This is a genomic window from Moraxella sp. CTOTU48841, from assembly GCF_032061225.1.
Classification (GTDB): Bacteria; Pseudomonadota; Gammaproteobacteria; order Pseudomonadales; family Moraxellaceae; genus Faucicola; species Faucicola cinerea.
In genome coordinates this window covers 67,566-86,687 of record NZ_DAMBFQ010000009.1, presented here as the reverse complement: position 1 = coordinate 86,687, position 19,122 = coordinate 67,566, and the positions used below count along the sequence as shown (strand labels likewise).

Annotated in this window: 12 protein-coding genes and 1 tRNA gene; 5 read left to right on the top strand and 8 right to left on the bottom strand. The window is 42.5% G+C overall.

Translation table 11 applies throughout. The annotated features are described in order from the left end of the window. The coding region (locus RT034_RS09160) for an AAA family ATPase (protein ID WP_313016076.1) at positions 1 to 1,723 on the top strand (1,723 nt) is incomplete at its 5' end. A gap of 95 nt (positions 1,724 to 1,818) precedes the next feature. On the opposite strand, the gene RT034_RS09155 is transcribed toward RT034_RS09160, so the two are convergent. The 7 genes from RT034_RS09155 to RT034_RS09125 form a co-directional block, all read right to left on the bottom strand. Beyond that, on the bottom strand, positions 1,819 to 2,970 hold the full coding sequence (locus RT034_RS09155; protein WP_282841899.1) for an AAA family ATPase: 1,152 nt from the start codon (positions 2,968 to 2,970) through the stop codon (positions 1,819 to 1,821). A gap of 241 nt (positions 2,971 to 3,211) precedes the next feature. Beyond that, a tRNA-Leu gene (locus tag RT034_RS09150) sits at positions 3,212 to 3,296 on the bottom strand. Positions 3,297 to 3,407: 111 nt separating this feature from the next. Continuing rightward, a complete protein-coding gene (locus RT034_RS09145) occupies positions 3,408 to 4,406 on the bottom strand; it encodes a serine/threonine protein kinase (RefSeq protein ID WP_313016075.1) in 999 nt (332 codons plus the stop codon). Next, complete coding sequence (locus RT034_RS09140; protein ID WP_313016074.1) at positions 4,403 to 6,181, bottom strand: sigma 54-interacting transcriptional regulator; 1,779 nt, start codon at positions 6,179 to 6,181, stop codon at positions 4,403 to 4,405. The genes RT034_RS09145 and RT034_RS09140 overlap by 4 nt, the downstream gene beginning before the upstream one ends. 92 nt (positions 6,182 to 6,273) lie before the next feature. Continuing rightward, on the bottom strand, positions 6,274 to 7,530 hold the full coding sequence (locus RT034_RS09135) for a two-component system sensor histidine kinase NtrB (protein ID WP_313016073.1): 1,257 nt from the start codon (positions 7,528 to 7,530) through the stop codon (positions 6,274 to 6,276). A gap of 295 nt (positions 7,531 to 7,825) precedes the next feature. Next, positions 7,826 to 9,742, bottom strand: a complete 1,917-nt coding sequence (locus tag RT034_RS09130; protein WP_313016072.1) for a TonB-dependent receptor domain-containing protein — start codon at positions 9,740 to 9,742, stop codon at positions 7,826 to 7,828. A gap of 161 nt (positions 9,743 to 9,903) precedes the next feature. Continuing rightward, positions 9,904 to 10,392, bottom strand: coding sequence for a hypothetical protein (locus tag RT034_RS09125; RefSeq protein ID WP_313016071.1), 489 nt, complete (start codon positions 10,390 to 10,392; stop codon positions 9,904 to 9,906). Between the two features lie 342 nt (positions 10,393 to 10,734). Between RT034_RS09125 and recJ the strand changes: the two genes are divergently transcribed. From recJ to RT034_RS09105, 4 genes are all read left to right on the top strand, one after another. Next, complete coding sequence (gene recJ / locus RT034_RS09120; protein ID WP_313016070.1) at positions 10,735 to 12,513, top strand: single-stranded-DNA-specific exonuclease RecJ; 1,779 nt, start codon at positions 10,735 to 10,737, stop codon at positions 12,511 to 12,513. A 292-nt stretch (positions 12,514 to 12,805) separates the two neighbouring features. After that, the gene (locus tag RT034_RS09115; RefSeq protein ID WP_313016069.1) at positions 12,806 to 13,891 is read left to right on the top strand and encodes a helix-turn-helix transcriptional regulator; all 1,086 of its coding nucleotides are present in this window, start codon (positions 12,806 to 12,808) and stop codon (positions 13,889 to 13,891) included. 52 nt (positions 13,892 to 13,943) lie between these two features. After that, positions 13,944 to 15,011, top strand: a complete 1,068-nt coding sequence (locus RT034_RS09110; protein ID WP_313016068.1) for a TerD family protein — start codon at positions 13,944 to 13,946, stop codon at positions 15,009 to 15,011. 382 nt (positions 15,012 to 15,393) lie between these two features. Further along, entirely contained in the window at positions 15,394 to 17,631 is a 2,238-nt protein-coding gene (locus tag RT034_RS09105) for an NADP-dependent isocitrate dehydrogenase (RefSeq protein WP_313016067.1), read from the top strand. 110 nt (positions 17,632 to 17,741) lie between these two features. On the opposite strand, the gene RT034_RS09100 is transcribed toward RT034_RS09105, so the two are convergent. Continuing rightward, positions 17,742 to 19,091: an adenylate/guanylate cyclase domain-containing protein gene (locus tag RT034_RS09100; protein ID WP_313016066.1), complete on the bottom strand. Its 1,350-nt coding sequence runs from the start codon at positions 19,089 to 19,091 to the stop codon at positions 17,742 to 17,744. Positions 19,092 to 19,122: the final 31 nt, after the last annotated feature.

Here is a 19,122-nt window from a genome sequence, read left to right as displayed (position 1 = left end):
AGATATTGGTGCGCTGATTGCCGGTACAAAATACCGCGGCGATTTTGAAAAACGGATGAAAGCGCTATTAGATGCCTTAAAAGCCAAGCCCAATGCGATTTTATTTATTGATGAAATCCATATGATTATCGGCGCAGGCTCATCGATGAGCAGCAATATGGATGTGTCAAATTTAATCAAACCTGCGTTGGCATCAGGTGAGCTGCGTTGTATCGGCTCAACCACCTTTGCCGAATACCGCCAAGTGTTTGAAAAAGACCATGCCTTAAGTCGTCGTTTCCAAAAAGTTGATGTTAACGAGCCATCGATTGATGAAACGATTGATATTCTACGCGGTCTGAAAAAACAATATGAGAAATTCCATAACGTAAGCTATACGGATCAGGCGCTACAAAGTGCCGTGCATCTGGCGGTAAAACACATTCACGAACGCTTTTTGCCTGACAAAGCCATTGATGTGATTGATGAAGCGGGTGCATTTGTTCGCCTGCAGAAACAAGCCGAAAATCATGTTGAATCTACTGTGAACAGCAATCAATCCACTGATGCTGTCGCAAATGATAAGCTATCAAATCAGCCTGTGGTGGATGAAGATGCACTTGTCGATGACTTAGATATTAGCCATGCAGCAGATGGTGTTGTCGAACCTGAAGCTATGTTAAGCGAAGCCGATAATAAAGTGATTGATGCGGCACAACAAGATGGCGAGGTGGTGATTGATGTCCCGCAAATTGAATACATTATTTCAAAAATTGCGCGCATCCCACCAAAATCAGTCTCAACGGATGACAAATCGGTGCTGCAAAATCTTGAAAGCAACCTAAAACATTTGGTGTTTGGTCAAGATGAAGCCATCAAAAACTTGGCAGATGCCATCAAGTTGTCACGTGCAGGATTAAAACCCGATGATAAACCGATTGGTTCGTTCATGTTTGCCGGTCCTACGGGTGTCGGTAAAACTGAAGTCAGTCGTCAGTTAGCGAATTTATTAGGCATTGAGCTGGTTCGTTTTGATATGTCTGAGTATATGGAAGCACATACAGCTTCACGCTTGATTGGGGCACCGCCAGGCTATGTGGGCTTTGATCAGGGCGGTTTATTGACCGAAAAAATCAATCAATTCCCGCATTGTGTGCTATTGCTAGATGAGATTGAAAAAGCCCATCCTGACGTATTTAACTTGCTGCTCCAAGTGATGGATCATGGCTCGCTCACCGACAATAACGGTCGCACATCAAGCTTTAAGCAAGTGATACTGATTATGACCACCAATGTCGGCGCTGATAGCATCAGTCGCAACAGCATGGGCTTTACCAAACAAGACCATAGCCGCGACAATAGTGAAGCGATGAAACGGATGTTTACCCCAGAGTTTCGCAATCGTTTAGATGCCATCATTCAATTTAACCCATTGGATCAAAATGTCATTGTATCTGTGGTTGATAAGTTCTTGGTTGAGCTGCAAGCCCAGCTCGATGACAAAAAAGTGGTGCTTGAAATTGATGATGCGGTCAGAAATTATCTGGCAGAAAAAGGTTACGATCGTCTCATGGGTGCACGCCCAATGAACCGCTTGATTCAAGATGAAATCAAAAAACCATTGGCAGAGCAGATATTATTTGGTGATTTGGTGAATGGCGGTACGGTGTCGATTCGTATGAATGCAGATAAAACAGCGATTGAGCTTGTGCCCATTGATGAAAAGCAAATCGATAATGTTTAGTAATGTCTAGTATAAAAAAAGGAGCCAATTGCGCTCCTTTTTTTTATGCCTACTGATGATGTTTAATGACTGTAATTAATAATTAGGCTTAATAATTATACAAAACCAAATTTGGGTTTTTCTGCTTGTTTCTCTCGATAGGACAGATGATCCATGTTGGTTAATTCTGCCAATGAATGCGGTTTATTGACGGTGATAGCTTTATCAATCGATGCCAAAAACGCGTTGGATTTTTCAACAGACAGTTCTTTGAATTTATACTCTGCTATCAATCGACCTTTACGCAGCAGCGCGGGGTCAATTTTTGAGATATCGGAGTTAAAGGTACAGATAAACTGGCACTCCAATACATCCGACAGCATACCATCAGCAATGTTCAAAATCGCCGATACTACATCGGTATTGGCGTTATCAATGCTACGCTCGGCAATGTAATTTTCACAGTCTTCAAGCACTAATACCGAGTTTTTATTATCCACCAACAGTGACATAAATTCAGGGTTGGTCAAATACCCAATCATGGTAGTGGGTACAAAGATGAATTTTTTATTAGGCACTTGGCTAGTTAGCCATTTGATATAGTTAGTTTTACCTGAACCCGCCACACCATGCAACAGTACCACGCCTTTACCATCGTGATTGAGCGATTCTTTGATATGCTGATGCACAGGCAGAAAATCATCGTGATACATGGTATCTAAATTGATGGGAAATGGCTTGATACGATGGGTTTTAAACACAAAACCATGGACTTCTTTGAGTAAAATCGATACTTTAGCCTCTTGCGACACATACTTTTGCAAGTATTCATCAAACACGTTTTTGACACTCGCTGCTGAATGCGGATTGGTCGAAATATAGTAAATACTGACGACTTTTAACAAGCCTGATTCAAAGATGTATTCGTCATAGTCATTAGACAAATCTTCATTGGTGAGCATGAACACTTCATATTTGGGATGAAAATAACAAGCTTCACGCTCATACAATGTATTATTTTTATGCGAATAGGCGACAGTGGTAAAATCGGTGCAACGCTCAAAATCTTTGAGCTGCTCTTTGCGAATCACCATATCATGGTTGCCAACATGCACCCCAGGGAAAATATCATCGAGTAGCGACTCAAAAGGGTTATATTTGCTAGCGTATTGGAGGTTGTCTTCAATGAGTTGAACGGTATAGGGCGGCTCAGAGGAGGCGCTGAGCAGCTTTCGTGGTTGATAATAGGGCGATTGTAAAATTTTCATAGGAATATAGGCTTATAAAAGGCAATAGAAAAATTAACATAGTTAGCAGTAAACAAGCTAACTATAGAGATGGGGCAGTTACTACTAGATGCAAGTTAAAAATTAGCTAGTTGGCAATCAGTTAAAAAATTTTTAGCAACATACTGGCTAACAGTAGGCAGTGGTAAGATAAGATAGACAGGAATTTTAGGCATAAAAAAACCTGCGAGAGGCAGGTTAATTTAACTAATACCGATTTGAGTGGTGGGGCTGAAGAGACTCGAACTCTTACACCTCGCGGCGCTGGAACCTAAATCCAGTGCGTCTACCAATTTCGCCACAGCCCCATGAGTTGCCTCAAAGTGTTGACTCAATATTTGTATCAGTGTCTTTGTGGTTGGCTATTATATAGAAAAATTTCTCTTTGGCAAGGGGTTTTTTAAAAAAATCGCATTTTTTTATTGGTTAAGTAAAATTTTTAGCGCATTGATAATATTTGCCAAGTCATTAATACGGTTTTCCACGCGTTTTGCTAGCAGCTTGTCGATAAAAGGCTGGCAAGCTTGGCAAGCAAATTCTGATAGCTGATGATTTGGGCATAAAAAAGGCACAGGCTGTTGGCAATGCGCAATTGCCCAACTAGGATAATCATTTGCCATAAAAGGCAGATACCCCATCAATAATTCGTACCATATCACTCCCAAGCTATAGTAGTCGCTAAACTTGTCAACAGGCTGTCTTGTGAATTGCTCAGGACTCATGTAGGCAGGCGTACCAGCAGTGTAAGTTTTGCAGTTGAGTGAGTCATTTTTTGCCCTAGAATCGCTAAGAGCAATATTATTGAAACCAATATCACTAAAACTAAAATCACTCAGACCAAAATCAATTAACACCACTTCAAGATTGGGTTTTACAATAAAGTTGGCGGGTTTGAGATCCAAATGCATCAGCCCACATTGATGTAAACGGTTGACCACTTGGCAACTATATAAAAAAATGGTCATTTTTTGCTGAAGATTAATTATTGGTAATTTAGCATGCGCATACAGCAAGGACTTTAACGTCTTGCCTGAATGATACGACATGACCAGATAGGGACTAACAGGTTGCTGCGGCTGCTGTTGGTCAAAAATGAAGGTATCGGGTAGAAGGTTTGAAGCATACAGCGTAGGAATACCGCTTGTCGCATGGGTGCTTTCAATCGCTAGGCTTTGGCAATGATGAAGGGCGTTAATTTCTTGCTCAAAATGGGCGAGATTGGTTGCGCTAAAGTGGGGTAGTAATTGTTTAACGACAACGGCAGTAGGTGGGGAGTGAGTTGAATGCCATACCCCATACCAAAGCTGGGTATGGTTGAGTGGATTTGAAGCTGATAGTGGCTGTAGGTCAGTGACGAGCGACTGACAGCCATTTTTTATGATAACTAGTGCTGGGTGAGTTGACCTTGTCTCAATCATGATGGCTTAACGGGTCTGCCTTCAATCAACTGCTGGTATTTTCGGGTCACGGTATTGCGCCCCCAACCGAGTAGGTCAGCCGCTTGTCCTTTATGCTGAGCAGTATGGGCAAGTGCCACTTCAAGCAAACATTTCTCAAACATCGGATAAGCGGTTTGCAATATGTCATACTGTCCTTCAGCCAGTGCTTGCTGTGCCCAAACTTGCAGCGGGGTGATCCAATCTGCAGTTGCGACAGTTTGTGGTGCGTGCAAGGTCGGTACGACCGTCGTAGCGGACAAAGCCGTTGGCATCTCACTCGAATGGGCACTCAGATTAGAACTAGCACTGGGGCGGTCACTGGGAGCTGGTAAAAATAACGGATGTTCGCTAGCAGGTGCCTCAAACTGAATGTCGGGCTGATAGTTATGTGTCTTATGTGTATTGGGCTCACATGTAGTTACAGGCTTGCTCTCTTGCGATTCAAACGCTTGTAAAATCTCGGGTGGCAAATCACTGGGCTGAATGGTTTGCCCTGTTGTCATCACACTGAGCCAGCGGCAGGTATTTTCAAGTTGGCGCACGTTACCTTGCCAATGATAGCTTTGCAAAATATGCATGGCAGACGGCGTGATGGTTTTGGTGGAGGTATGCATGCTTTTGGCGATATTTTGCATAAAAAAATCGATTAACAGCGGAATGTCTTCGCGCCGCTCACGTAGGGAAGGTAGCGCCAATCGAATGACATTGAGCCGATAAAACAAATCTTCACGAAACTTGCCTTGCTGCACCAGAGTTTCTAAGTTTTGATGGGTCGCTGCGATGATACGTACATCGACTTTAATGGGTTTGAGCCCACCGACACGGTAAAACTCACCATTTGCCAAGACGCGCAGCAAACGCGTCTGGGTCGGTAAAGGCATATCGCCGATTTCATCCAAAAACAAAGTGCCGCCATGCGCCTGCTCAAAACGCCCTTGGCGCGTGGTAGTCGCACCTGTAAACGCGCCTTTTTCATGACCAAATAGTTCAGCTTCAATCAAATCATGCGGAATCGCCGCCATATTGAGCGCGATAAACGGTTTGGATTTGCGTGGCGAATGTTCGTGTAAGGCACTGGCAATCAGCTCTTTACCCGTCCCTGATTCGCCGGTGATGAGTACTGTCATCGGCATGTGCGACAAGCGACCAATCGCACGAAAGACTTTTTGCATGGCAATCGATTGCCCGATGATGCCCGATGGGTTGGTGGGGGTTTTTTCTGGCGCGACCGCTACTTTTTGCGCTGGCGGCTGCTGTGCATCACGAATCAGAGAGTCGTTGTAGTTCTCAGACTTACTGCGCTTTTGTGTTTGGTTTGACTGGCTTTGCAGGCAAGCTTTTTTCACCATGGCAATGGCATCATCTAACTCAAACGGCTTGGGTAAGTAATCAAATGCGCCTGATTGATAGCTATCCACCGCAGACTGCACATCGGCATGCGCGGTCATGATGATGACAGGAATTTGTGCAAAGGCTTGTTTGATTTTACTGCTAAAGTCCAATCCGTTCATCATCGGCATTCGAATATCGGTGACGATGACACTTGGCAAGGGGGCGCTATTGTCACTCTTCGCTTGGCTGTCTTGCTCACTATCTTGTAGTAGCCGCCACGCCGATTGCGCATTGCCAAAGGTTTGCACTTGAAACCCACTATCTGTCAGCGTATCTTCTAAAATCATGCGTAGCGCTTGGTCGTCATCGATGACCCAAACAATAGGTTCGGTGGTTGGCGTTTTATTATTGGTATAAGTCATATAAAAACCCTATATGGGAAACTGTATTATTTAAAAATTCATAGCCGATCAGTCATGATGCTGTGGTGTATCAGGGTTAAACTATCAATTGGTCATTTGGTTATTTGCCGAATTTGCCAAGGTAAAAAAATCGTAAATAGGGTTTCACCTGGCTGAGAGGTCACACTGATTTGTCCTTGATGGCGCTGAATAATGTCATGAGCAAGTGCCAGTCCCAACCCTGTACCATTGGCGCGTCCTGTGACCAAAGGATAAAAAATTTGCGGTAACAACTCACTATCAATGCCCAAGCCATTATCAATAAAATCAACCCGCAATACGCTTTTATGTCGTATATCGCCAATGGTTTGTTGGTGCTGAATACGGGTCTTTACCGTGATGCTAGGCGAAACAATGTCGTTTTCATTGAGCGCTTGTATCGCATTATTGACGATATTCATAAATACTTGTACCAGCTGGTCTTTATCAGCGGTGATTTCTGGCAACGATAAATCAAAGTCTCTGACTAGACTAATGTTGGGGTTTTGTATTTCTGCCAACGTTAGTACATGCTGCAGGGGCTCATGTACGTTGATTAATTGCCAGTTGGGCAAATTTGGCGCACCCAGCAATTGGGTCACCAAATTGTTGAGTCGTCTGGTCTCATCCATGATGATACTGAGATAATTGGCAACCTTTTGCGCCTTGGTGTCGTTAATATAGTGGACAATTCCATCAGATTTCATGATTTGATTAAAATTTTTCTCAAGCAGCTGGCTCGCCCCAAGGATGCCGGCTAAAGGGTTTTTGACCTCGTGTGCCATACTGCGAATCATTTGGCGGGTTATCAAATGTTGGTGATTTTGATACTGTTCTTGTTGAATACGACTTTCGCGATCTTTTGCCCAAATTTCAATTAAATAAAAAAAACCCGCAACGGTTTCTAATGGGGAAACCCCATAATCGACCAATAATGGTGCACCAATCCCTTGAGTACTTAGCCCCAAAATGGTGCAATCATGATGGATGAAGGCTTGGTACATTTTTTTGGTATGTTCAAATTGGTTTTGCAGCGCCAATTTGACCTGTGCATTGGTTTTTTTATGGGTTATCGGGTCATCATCTGTGGATGATTGCTCTGGTGCTTGCGTTAGTAATTTTTCATAGTTTGCAGGGGTTAAAATATCGATAACATTTTTATGAAGTAAATGGTGCTGACTAACTGACAAAATCTGCTCAGCCGTCGCGTTGATATAGACGCATTCATAGTTGCTGTCAGCGACAATTAATCCGGATAATAGGTTATTGAACATGTCATCAAACAGGGTCTGGTTGGATTCAGGACTATGTAAAAAAGTAGGATGGTTCATTGGATAACTACCACAAATTTGAGCAATGGTTAAAGTGCAATTTAAATGCCAACAACCTATTGGATAATGTTTGGATGATTGTCACAACAGATAAATAATAAAACGATGGGGAGCAAATCAGTCATTTGATATTAAAAATCTCTCATTTATAGAAACGGGTTGATTGTAGTATCATATATTTTGAATCAAAATAGTGCAAAAGTTCAAACGTAATTGCTAAAAAAAGAAGTATAAAGAAGGCATATAAAAAAAGGGCATAAAATCTATGCCCTTTGATGTACTGTAGCTATAAAAATTAGAACCATTGGTAGGTTAGTGAGACGAATGAATTAATGCCTTTTTGTCGATAGCCATAAACGGTCTCATAATCTTTATCTGTGAGGTTGTTAAGTCGGCTATTAATTGTGAGATTTGGGGAGAGATAATAATTACCTGATAAATTAAGAGTCATGTAGCTATCAAGTGTTTCTCTAGTTGGGGGAAAATTATTTGAATTCATAAAATCCCTGTCACCAACATACTGACTCTCTAAACGAATGTCAAAAGTAGGTTTTTGATAACCAACATAGACTAAACCTTTATTTTTTGGTTGATAGGTAAGTTGTAGTCCCGTTGCCTTATCTTCCGCATTGGTGTAATCATAATTGAAACCAAATAATAAATTGTTTATGTGCCAATCAGACTGTAAGTTAACACCTTTTACTTTAGCTTGGACAATATTTTGCGGAATATAATTTTCATCAGCTTGAATTTTATTTTTTATATCAGACTGATATGTTGTTACTCGTGTTTTTTGCAGATTATTACTATGCTCTACAAAAATTTCGCTATTTTTACTGGTTTCAGATTTTAAATTAGAGTTTGAATAACCTGGATAATACAAATCATTAAAGGTTGGAGTTCTAAAATTAGTAGCATACGAAGCCCCAACACGCACATTTGGCGTCATGCGATATGCGGCGCCGACGTTATAAGTGGTTTCATTACTAAATTGTGAATTATCATCATTTCTGATATTTAATTGACCATCGTATTTATCATTACTTACTAGATAACCTGCATACACACTTTTGATGGTACGGCTATCAATAGCGAATGCTACGCTGCTATCCACTTCTTGTTTTAAATGTTCATAGCCACCAATAATCTGACCCATAGGCAGTTGATAGCCTAATTGTAGATTGGTTTGCTTTTGTTTGGTATTAAATTCGCTTGGTTTGCTTGAAAAATAACTTTTTGATTCATCAATACTTTCACCGTATTTAAGACTGGCAGAAAATTTATCTTGTTGATAATTAATAAAACCATTAGCTGAGCCATTTTCTTGTTCAGCATGGATATCTTGATAATTGCCACCATCAAGGTCAGAATTTGATTTGGCTTTCATTCCTGTTATGCCAACTTCAATATTGTCGTTGTAGCGATGTTTAGCAACAAAACTGATATTTTTAGAATTAAACCCATCCTTATCGCTATCAATCGAAGAGGCATATGAATTGTTTGGACTGCTGATATTAATCCCATTCGTTTTATCATAACCTGTGGATAAACTAATCGTAGTGCCATTATTAACATATTGACCCGTTAATTGACCTTTATAGCTGTCCTCTGAACCTGCACCCAAGGTCAGGGCTATATTTGATTGTTGAGCATTTTGACCTTTGGTAAAGACTTGAATAACGCCGCCCATCGCATCTGAGCCATAAAGACTTGAGCCAGAAGCACCATAAACTATTTCTATTCTATCGATTTGGTCGACTGGTAACAGCGATAATGCTGCTCCACCTGCGGTTGCAGAGCTGTAACGAATCCCATCGATTAATACTAAGACTTGGCTATTGGAGTAACCACGCAATCTGACACCACTGCTCGCACCATCCCCACCATTTTGAGTAACATATATGCCACCTTGTCCACGAAGTACATCAATCACGCTTTGACCGCGATAACGTTGTAATTGTTCTTCATCGATCACGGTGGTTTGGGCGATGGTATTCTTGACAAGCGTCGGCGTTTTGGTTGCTGTGGTAGTAAAGGTAAGGCTCGGCAAAGTCGTTTCAGGTTCGCCATTAGCAGCTTCGCTAGTCGCTGCATGAGCGCTAACACCAGTCATGGACATGCCAATAATCACCAAAACGCTTTGCGTTATTGGATGGATATTAAAAAATGGCTTTTTGATAAAACGTGGTGATGTCTGACAGGTATAACGCATAACTTGACCCAAAAAAATAGTTTAAAGACACATTGTAGAAAAATATCGTTACATAAGCTATTACTTTTGCTTGGTCATTGCTCATTAAAGCTTGAGAATTTTTCAATAAAAAACCCCTTTAGCGACTAAAGGGGTTTTGATACAAGCCTTCGTATCAACAGTTAGCTAGCTTGTTGCTGTAATTTTTTAGCTTTTTGGTAGCATTCATTGATGTGGTTTTCAGCAATTTTTTTAAACATCAAGTACCCAATCGTACCTGCCACTAATTGACCGCCAAATGGTACAAATTTGGTGACTTGCTTGGCGATAATACGGCTACCAAAACCTTGGAAAGTTTTTTTAGCAATACTGCGCGTCACCACTAGTCCTGCAAAGTCCACCGCTTTATCTTTTAGTTGGTTGATTTGCGCGCCGTTGTTCAAATCTACGGCTGCTTGGGCGGGTTCAATTAAACCAAATTTAGCAGAAATTTCAGGTAGCAATTTTGATAACAGCGTGGCATCCACCGCAACGTCTAGCAACGGCACAGGGACAACCGCTGCTACGGCAGACATTTTGGCTTTACTTTTAATGATCGCCTCGCATTCGCGTTTGATTTTTTCTAAGTCAAGTTTTGGGTCGATGGTTTTGGTCAAATTTTCTGCTGACATAATTTTTCCTTCTAAAAAATTTCAATTATCAATAATAAAGGTAGTATTGCAAAACGCTTGCAACAAGAGATGATTATTCATTAATGGTCGGTGATACTGTTTCATTAATGGTAAGTGATGACTCTTTGGTTTGATTATAACTGAGTGTAAACGTATGAATAAGCATCTTTTTGCAAAAAAATGCTAATGGTTTGTAGTGGCATTATTACGATATGCAAAACGCACAAAGGGCTATAAAAGCTGATGGAATGTTTTTCACCGTTTCGCTGTTGTAATTTTGCCTATTCACTATCATTATGCTAGTTTGTTCTATCTACTTTATTTGACAACCATGATAAATTTATGTTGACTGTGACTCCCCGTTTTAGTGCGACCAAGATTGACGAGATTCCCCGTGATTTACAGCCGTTGGCGCAGACATCGATGACATTAGCACGTATTTTGGCTGGGCGAGGCGTGCAAGATGTGGCAAATTTAGACACCGCCTTTAATAAGATGTTACCTGCAAATTCGCTGACTGGCATTACCAAGGCAGTGGCGCTACTTGACAAGGCGATTGATACGCAGCAAAAAATACTGATTGTGGGTGATTTCGACTGCGATGGCGCGACTAGCACTGCATTGATGGTAAGGGTGTTGCGTGAAATGGGCGCGCAGGTTGAGTTTTTGGTGCCCGATCGTTTTAAGTACGGTTATGGACTGACGCCAGAAATTGTTGCGCTAGGTATTGAAACCTATCATCCTGATGTAATTGTCACTGTTGATAATGGTATCTCCAGCCATGCTGGGGTCGAGCTTGCCAAAGCCAAAGGGCTAACGGTGATTATTACCGATCATCACCTGACGACGCAGGCGACACCAAACGCCGATGCCGTGGTCAATCCCAATCAGCTGGGCTGTGATTTTGCTAGTAAATCATTGGTAGGTGTTGGGGTGGCATTTTATGTGCTAGGCAATCTTGCCAAAGTCAGACGCCAAGCCAATAAGTCCACCACCCAAGTGAGTCGCTATATTGATTTGGTGGCACTTGGCACGGTGGCGGATGTGGGCGCATTAGATCAAAATAATCGCATCTTGGTGCACCAAGGCATCCAAGCCATCAAGCAAGGTCATTGCTGTGTGGGTATTTTGGCGTTGTTGGAGCAGGCGAGTCGGCAGGCAGCCGACATCACGGCTCAAGATTTTGGTTTTATTTTAGGACCACGCATCAACGCCGCAGGTCGTATGGATAGTATGCGGATTGGCATTGACTGCTTACTCACTGATGATTGGGGGGAGGCACAGCGGCTTGCGCATCAGCTCGATAAACTCAATCAAGAGCGCCGCCAAGTCGAGCAGGGCATGCGACAACAAGCCGATAGTGTATTAACGACGCTTGAGAATCCATCTGAGCAAAGCGCTGTAAATCAAGTAACGCACCGCAAACGTAGTATTATTTTGTATCAAGATGAGTGGCACCAAGGGGTGATTGGTATCGTCGCAGGCAGGCTAAAAGAAAGCTACCATGTGCCTGCTATCGTGTTTGCGCCTGCTGATACGGCGTTGATTGAAGATGACGATCCTATCAAAGGCTCAGCACGCTCCATTGAAGGCATTCATATCCGTGATGCCATTGAATCAGTCGCGCAAACCTACCCCGAACTTATTAGCCACTTTGGTGGGCATGCGATGGCGGCAGGTCTGACAATCAAACGAAAAAACTTTGAGCCGTTTTGTAAAGCGTTTGATGAGGTAATTGCAGAAGTGGCTGATGAGGTATTTGCCGAGACGTTATATAGCGATGGCGAGTTGACAGCCGGTGAATTCACGGTTGATTTTGTAGATAGCTTGCAGACGTTGGCTATTTGGGGACATGGTTTTGTGCCACCGATATTTGATGGGGTGTTTGTGGTGCAAGATTATCGGGTGTTAAAAGAGCGGCATTTAAAATTATGGTTATCGTATCCCGATGTCCCTTTTACTATCGAAGCTATTTGGTTTAATGCTGACTTTGACGCGATAGCTTTGTCTGCCATCGATCGCAGTGTGTCAAAAGTGCATTTACTCTATGAGCTTGAGAAAAATTTATTTAATGGACAAACTAAATTGCAGTTAAGGGTAAAAAAGGGTGTGCTACTCTAATCAAGCGATTTTGCTGATTCATACACAATCTGATAACCATAACACCCAATAAAGATGATAAACGACATAAAATGACATGTTAATATAATTTATCACCTATACCGCCCCAATTTTTGCTAAATTATGCAGGTATCAAGGTGTTAATTTTTAGCGTTAATTTTTTAAAGTTTGAATAAAGCTTTGGCGCTTAGCTGGCTAGTATTTATTATTTAACCGTTTGTTTATTAACTGGCTATCTTTTAACTGGCTGTTTTTTAACTATCTGTCTTTTACCTGCGTATGGAGAATTGCCATGAGTAAATCGCTTGCCAACAATGCAACCGCAACGACGGCTCGGCAATGGCAAATCCTCTCACAGCTGGATCGCAAACGTTGGCTCGGTACCACCCATATCAAAGAACAGCTTGATTTGATGGGTTTTGATATCAGTTTGCGAACCATTCAGCGAGATTTAAACGCTTTGGCAACGCGTTTTCCGATTGAAAAAAACAACACCAATCCACAAGGCTGGCGCTGGCGTGAAGATGCACCGATGCAAAGCTTGCCGCATATGAATTTGTCGCAAGCGGTAGCGTTTAGTATGATGCGCCATAATTTGACCCAGCTATTACCGCCGGCTATTTTGGATGAATTGATTCCGTGGTTTGACCTAGCGAATCGGCAACTCAAAGAAAGCAAAGTGGCAAACACTTGGCTCGATAGAGTGCGTATCCTGTCAGCCAATCAACCGCTCATCCCGCCATCGGTCAATCCAGCCGCCAAAGACGCCGTCTATGATGCATTGTTTCAAAATAAAAAACTCATCGCCTGTTATAAAGCGCGTGGGCGAGAGGAAGCGCAAAAATACACCTTAAATCCGCTAGCCATTGTGCAGCGTGGTGTGGTGATTTACTTGATTGCCTCGCGAACAGACAGAGCGTCTGACGATGTGCGCCAATTTGCTTTGCACCGTTTTGAAAGTGCGGAAGTAAGCGCAAGCGACGCGCAAACCCCGAAAGATTTTAATTTAGACAGTTATATCAACACAGGCGCGATGGGGTTTAATTACCCGTTGTTCCAAAAACTCATGCCTGACAGTGAAAAAAACAACCACGAGCCGCCCACGCAGCAAGTGCAGTTACTGTTTCATCCATTATCGGGGGCAAGCTTGCTTGAAAGCCCATTGTCAACCGACCAGCAAAGCTGGGAAGACGACGAAGGATTGCATATCACAGCCACAGTGAACATGACCTCCCAGCTAGTATGGTGGCTACGCGGTTTTGGTAAAGGACTGCGAAAAATCGAGCCTGAGATTTTATCAATCGCCGTCTTTGAAACCCAAACGCCTAATCGACAAACGCCCGACCAACAACCCACCGCTCAAAAAATAAGTGAATAACTAACAAACGCCCAAGTAAACTAACTACTTTGTCCGATTTTTCGAGAAACTTATGAAACATACTGATAATAACACCCTTGAATCCACTGCCACCGACACCAACTCACAGCAGCCTAGCAAGCCAAAAACCACGATTTTATACAGTGATTTGACAGACGATTCGCCGATTGTTGCCACTGTCAAATCGCCTGATAATCTGACACCCAGCACTACCACAGAAACCTACCAGATTATTTCGGCGCAGTTTGCCGACCCAACGCCAGCGCCAACGGTTGAAGTGAAAGCGCCTGCCAACTCATCCAATTTGACCGATAAAAACACCAATGACGCGGTAGTGACAAGCACCTCACCGCTGCACCATTCGCTACACAAAGTGCCAAAAATCAACTCAATGACTGATGACAAGATTTTGCAAAAAAGTCATCAGCTAGCAATCACCCAAGACGATCAGCTTGAAGATGATAAAACAGCGTCAGGTATAGCCGTCGAGCATATGGATGTGGTACTCAAGCAGTGGTATTTTACCGTGCAATGGCAGCAAACGCAGATGCCAAAATCGGGGCTTTACAATAAATTTAAAAAACGCACGCAAGCCATAGATATAGACTTATCCTGCTTGCTTTGTAACCGATATGGCGAGGTGATTGAAACTGTCTGGTTCAAAAATGTCCGTGATAAAGCGCAATCCGTACGCCATCAAGGCGATGAATTATTGGGCAAAAAGCCATTTAGCGCTATCGATGACCGCCAAGAAGACCCTGACAACAATCAAAGCACCAAGGTCAATGATGTCAACCTCAATCAAGAAAGTATGGTGCTTTTTTTAAGTAAGCTTCCCCCGCAAGTATTTCATGTGGTGATGATTGTGTCATCTTATCACGGCTATGCGCTTAGCAAAGCGAAACAAGCGTCTTGTCAGCTCAGTGATGATGAAGGCAATGTGATTAGTGAGTTAGCTTTGGCCAAACTGCCAAGTAATACGAAGGCATTATGGTTTGCCAGTCTGACCCGTTCTGCCGATAGCTGGCGCTACAACAACGAGCATCAACCTTTAGATAATAACAAGATGGCGCTAATTGAAAAAGAAGTGAGTGAAAAATTGGTACGTACGGCTAGATGACTTGGGTGTAGCGTAAGCTTATTGTTTCTCATGGGTAAAATAACGAAGCAATTTTAAAGCCAAAAATTTATACATTTGACGACGTTGCCATGGCGTCTGTCAGTGATTGGATATATTCGCCACCGTGATACTGTGGTACACTATGAGCAACAAAAGGGATTGTCTTAATCGATAGGGATACAGCGCATCTGCATTATTTTTTTCCTAAATATAGGTATTCCTAGATACATTATTGACTCATTATGCGGTAACCGTATACTTTGCGTTTAAAATGGTCAATCACATTTTATCCCCTAATTAGTAATACTTACTGTGAAATTTCTCACGCTGCTAGATGCATCATCTAGTATCTCAATTAACATTCATATAAAAGAGGTTCTCTATGGCTAGTGGAAAGTCAAATATTATCTATACTTTAACTGACGAAGCACCGCTACTGGCGACTTATTCACTACTTCCTATCATTGAAACATTTACCAAGCCTGCTGGCGTTGAAATCACCAAAACCGATATTTCCGTTGCCGCGCGTGTATTGGCAGAGTTCTCCGACTACCTGACCCCAGAACAACAAGTGACCGACAATCTTGCTGAGCTTGGTCGGTTGACCCAAGACCCAGACACCAATATCATCAAATTGCCTAATATCAGTGCCTCAGTGGCTCAGCTACAAGAATGTATTGAAGAGTTACAAGCCAAAGGCTACAACATTCCCAATTACCCAGAAAACCCAACCACAGACGAAGAAAAAGCCATCAAAGCCCGTTATGGTAAATGTTTAGGTTCTGCGGTAAATCCTGTATTACGTGAAGGTAACTCCGATCGCCGTGCCCCAGCTGCCGTAAAAAACTATGCCAAAAAACACCCACATTCAATGGGTGAATGGAAACAATGGTCAAAAACCCACGTCTCTCACATGGAAGAAGGGGACTTTTACCATGGCGAAAAATCAATGACCCTTGATAAAGCGCGTAAAGTCAAAATGGAGCTCATCACCCATAGTGGCAAAGCTGTGGTGCTAAAACCTGAAGTTGCCCTACAAGACGGTGAAGTGATTGACTCAATGTTTATGAGCAAAAAAGCCTTAATCGAGTTTTATGAAAAAGAGCTAGAAGATTGCCGTGAAGGTAAAATTCTGTTCTCTTTACACGTCAAAGCCACGATGATGAAGGTATCGCATCCTATCGTATTTGGTCACTGCGTGAGAGTGTACTACAAAGATGCATTCGAAAAATGGAACAAAACCTTTGACGAGTTAGGTATTAATGTTAACAATGGTATGGCAGGACTATACGAAAAAATCGAAACCCTACCGACCACTATCCGTGAAGAAATCGTCCGTGACCTGCATGCCTGTCAAGAACATCGCCCTGCATTGGCGATGGTTGACTCAGCAAAGGGAATCGATAACTTCTATTCGCCAAATGACGTCATTGTAGATGCCTCAATGCCAGCGATGATTCGTAATGGTGGTAAAATGTGGGCAGCCGATGGCAAGCCTTACGACTGTAAAGCAGTGATGCCAGAATCGACCTTTGCCCGTATTTACCAAGAAGTCATCAACTTCTGTAAATGGCATGGCAACTTTGACCCAGCGACCATGGGTACCGTGCCAAACGTAGGCTTGATGGCGCAAAAAGCGGAAGAATACGGCTCTCACGACAAAACTTTTGAAATCCCAGAGGCAGGCGTTGCCAATATCACTGACATTGAGACAGGCGAAGTATTGATGTCACAAAATGTTGAAGAAGGTGATATTTGGCGTATGTGTCAAGTCAAAGATGCGCCAATTCGTGACTGGGTAAAACTGGCAGTGACGCGTGCACGTAACTCAGGCATGCCAGCTATCTTCTGGCTTGACCCATACCGCCCACATGAAAATGAGCTCATCAAGAAAGTTAAAAAATACTTACAAGAGCATGATACCGCAGGTCTAGATATCCAAATTATGTCTCAAGTTCGTGCGATGCGTTATACCCTTGAGCGTGTGGCGCGTGGTTTGGACACCATCTCAGTCACAGGTAACATCTTACGTGACTACTTAACTGACTTGTTCCCAATTCTAGAATTAGGCACGTCAGCCAAAATGCTATCAATCGTCCCATTGATGGAAGGCGGTGGTCTTTATGAGACAGGGGCAGGCGGCTCAGCCCCAAAACATGTCGAGCAGTTGGTTGAAGAAAACCACTTGCGCTGGGATTCACTCGGCGAGATGCTGGCGCTTGCGGTATCTTTAGAAGACTTAGGCATTAAAGAAAATAACCCACGGATAAAATTACTGGCAAAAACCCTAGACTTGGCAACGGGTAAATTGTTGGATAACGACAAATCACCATCACGCCGTACCGGTGAGCTCGACAACCGTGGCAGCCATTATTATCTAGCCAAATACTGGGCAGAAGAATTGGCAAACCAAGAGGAAGATAGCGAGCTTAAAACCAAGTTTGCGCCGCTTGCTCAAGCATTGTCAGAAAATGAAGACAAAATCGTGGCTGAATTAAATGATGTTCAAGGTCAAGGTGCAGATATTGGCGGTTACTATCAACCAGACCAACAAAAGCTTAGCCAAGTGATGCGCCCAAGTGCGACATTTAACCAAGCATTAGCTTCGTTTGATGCCTAATTCAATAGTATAAAAAAAGCCGAAGCTGAATGCTTCGGCTTTTTTAGCTTATGTAAACGGTTCAACATAGATAAGCTAAGAATATAGCTGAGCCAAAACCTTCAATAGCATTATTTTTGCTTTTCTTCAACAAGCGCCAATGCGGATTTTAGCTGGTTAGTAATATCATTCTTATCATAATTACGAATATCATGAAAATTTAAATGCAGGTTAAACCCAGGCAAGCTAAAGTCCACCCAATCGGTTTGCTCTATAGATTCGCTTTTGGGTTCAAGCAATTCCCACACATTCATGGCATCTTGAAAGCCTTTAAATTTAAATTGCCCCACGGCTTGGCAATGATGGACATGACCAATTAAATTAAACGTACTTTCACTGATCAAAATTTGATTGTTTTTCGCGGCAGATTCAAGGCGAGAGGCAAAATTCGCTTCTTTTCCAACCACGGTATAAGTCATACGATTGCGGCTGCCAAAATTGCCCACATAACAATACCCTGTATTGATACCCATACGTACATGCAGCCCTTCAAAACCGAGTAATCGCCATTGGTGGCGCAGTACTTCCATCTCACGGCGCATCTCGATGGCCATACTGGCACAAGCAATCGCGTTATCACGGTCATTACCACCCATATCGCCAAAATAGCACAATAACCCATCACCCAAAAACTTATCGAGGGTCGCCCCATATTTTTGGCTAACTTGGGTCATACGGTCAAGGTAAGTATTTAAAATATTGGCTAAATGGTCGGAGCTAATATGATCCGACAAATCGGTAAAGCCAACAATGTCCGAAAACAAAATAGTTAGCTTGCGACGTTGATTAATGACTTCAACCTTGGTGTTATTTTTGACAATGGGCTGCCAAATCTGGGGAGGCAAAAAACGGGTTAATTTATTGGTTACCTTGACTAAGGTATCAATCCGTGCCTGCTGCTGCGCAAGCATTTGATTTTTTTGGTGTAAGCGAACTACCATGGACCAAATATGATAACCAACAATCAAGATATCGGTAAATACAATGGCGAAATTTAAAATGTCTTCTTGCTTGGCCGACAAACTAATGGCAGGTAATAAAAAATGCGCGAATATCAGACTAAGTAGACCCACTGATACGGTTAATAATACCAACGAAACGGTATGTTTGGTATCTGAAAAAATCAGGCGAATCAAAATCAACAACCATAACGCAAGGCTTGGGATATAGTTAAACTGCAACATACCCGTTGCCAACGCCATCAGGGTTAATACACTTGCCGAAGTAATGTAGTGATGGGGACGGATAACACTCAACGTAGTGACAATAACGCCCGCTACCAACAGCAAAATACTGAGCGTATGATAAATAGGCGGTACATCAAGAGAGGTTAAGGTAAACGATAAAATAAAAAATGCCGCCAGTTCAATGAATTTCGGACTTTTTAGATTGGTCGAAAGACCTTGAATGGATTCACGCAATTTAGCTTGTCTACCTCGTGCCTCGTGGTAA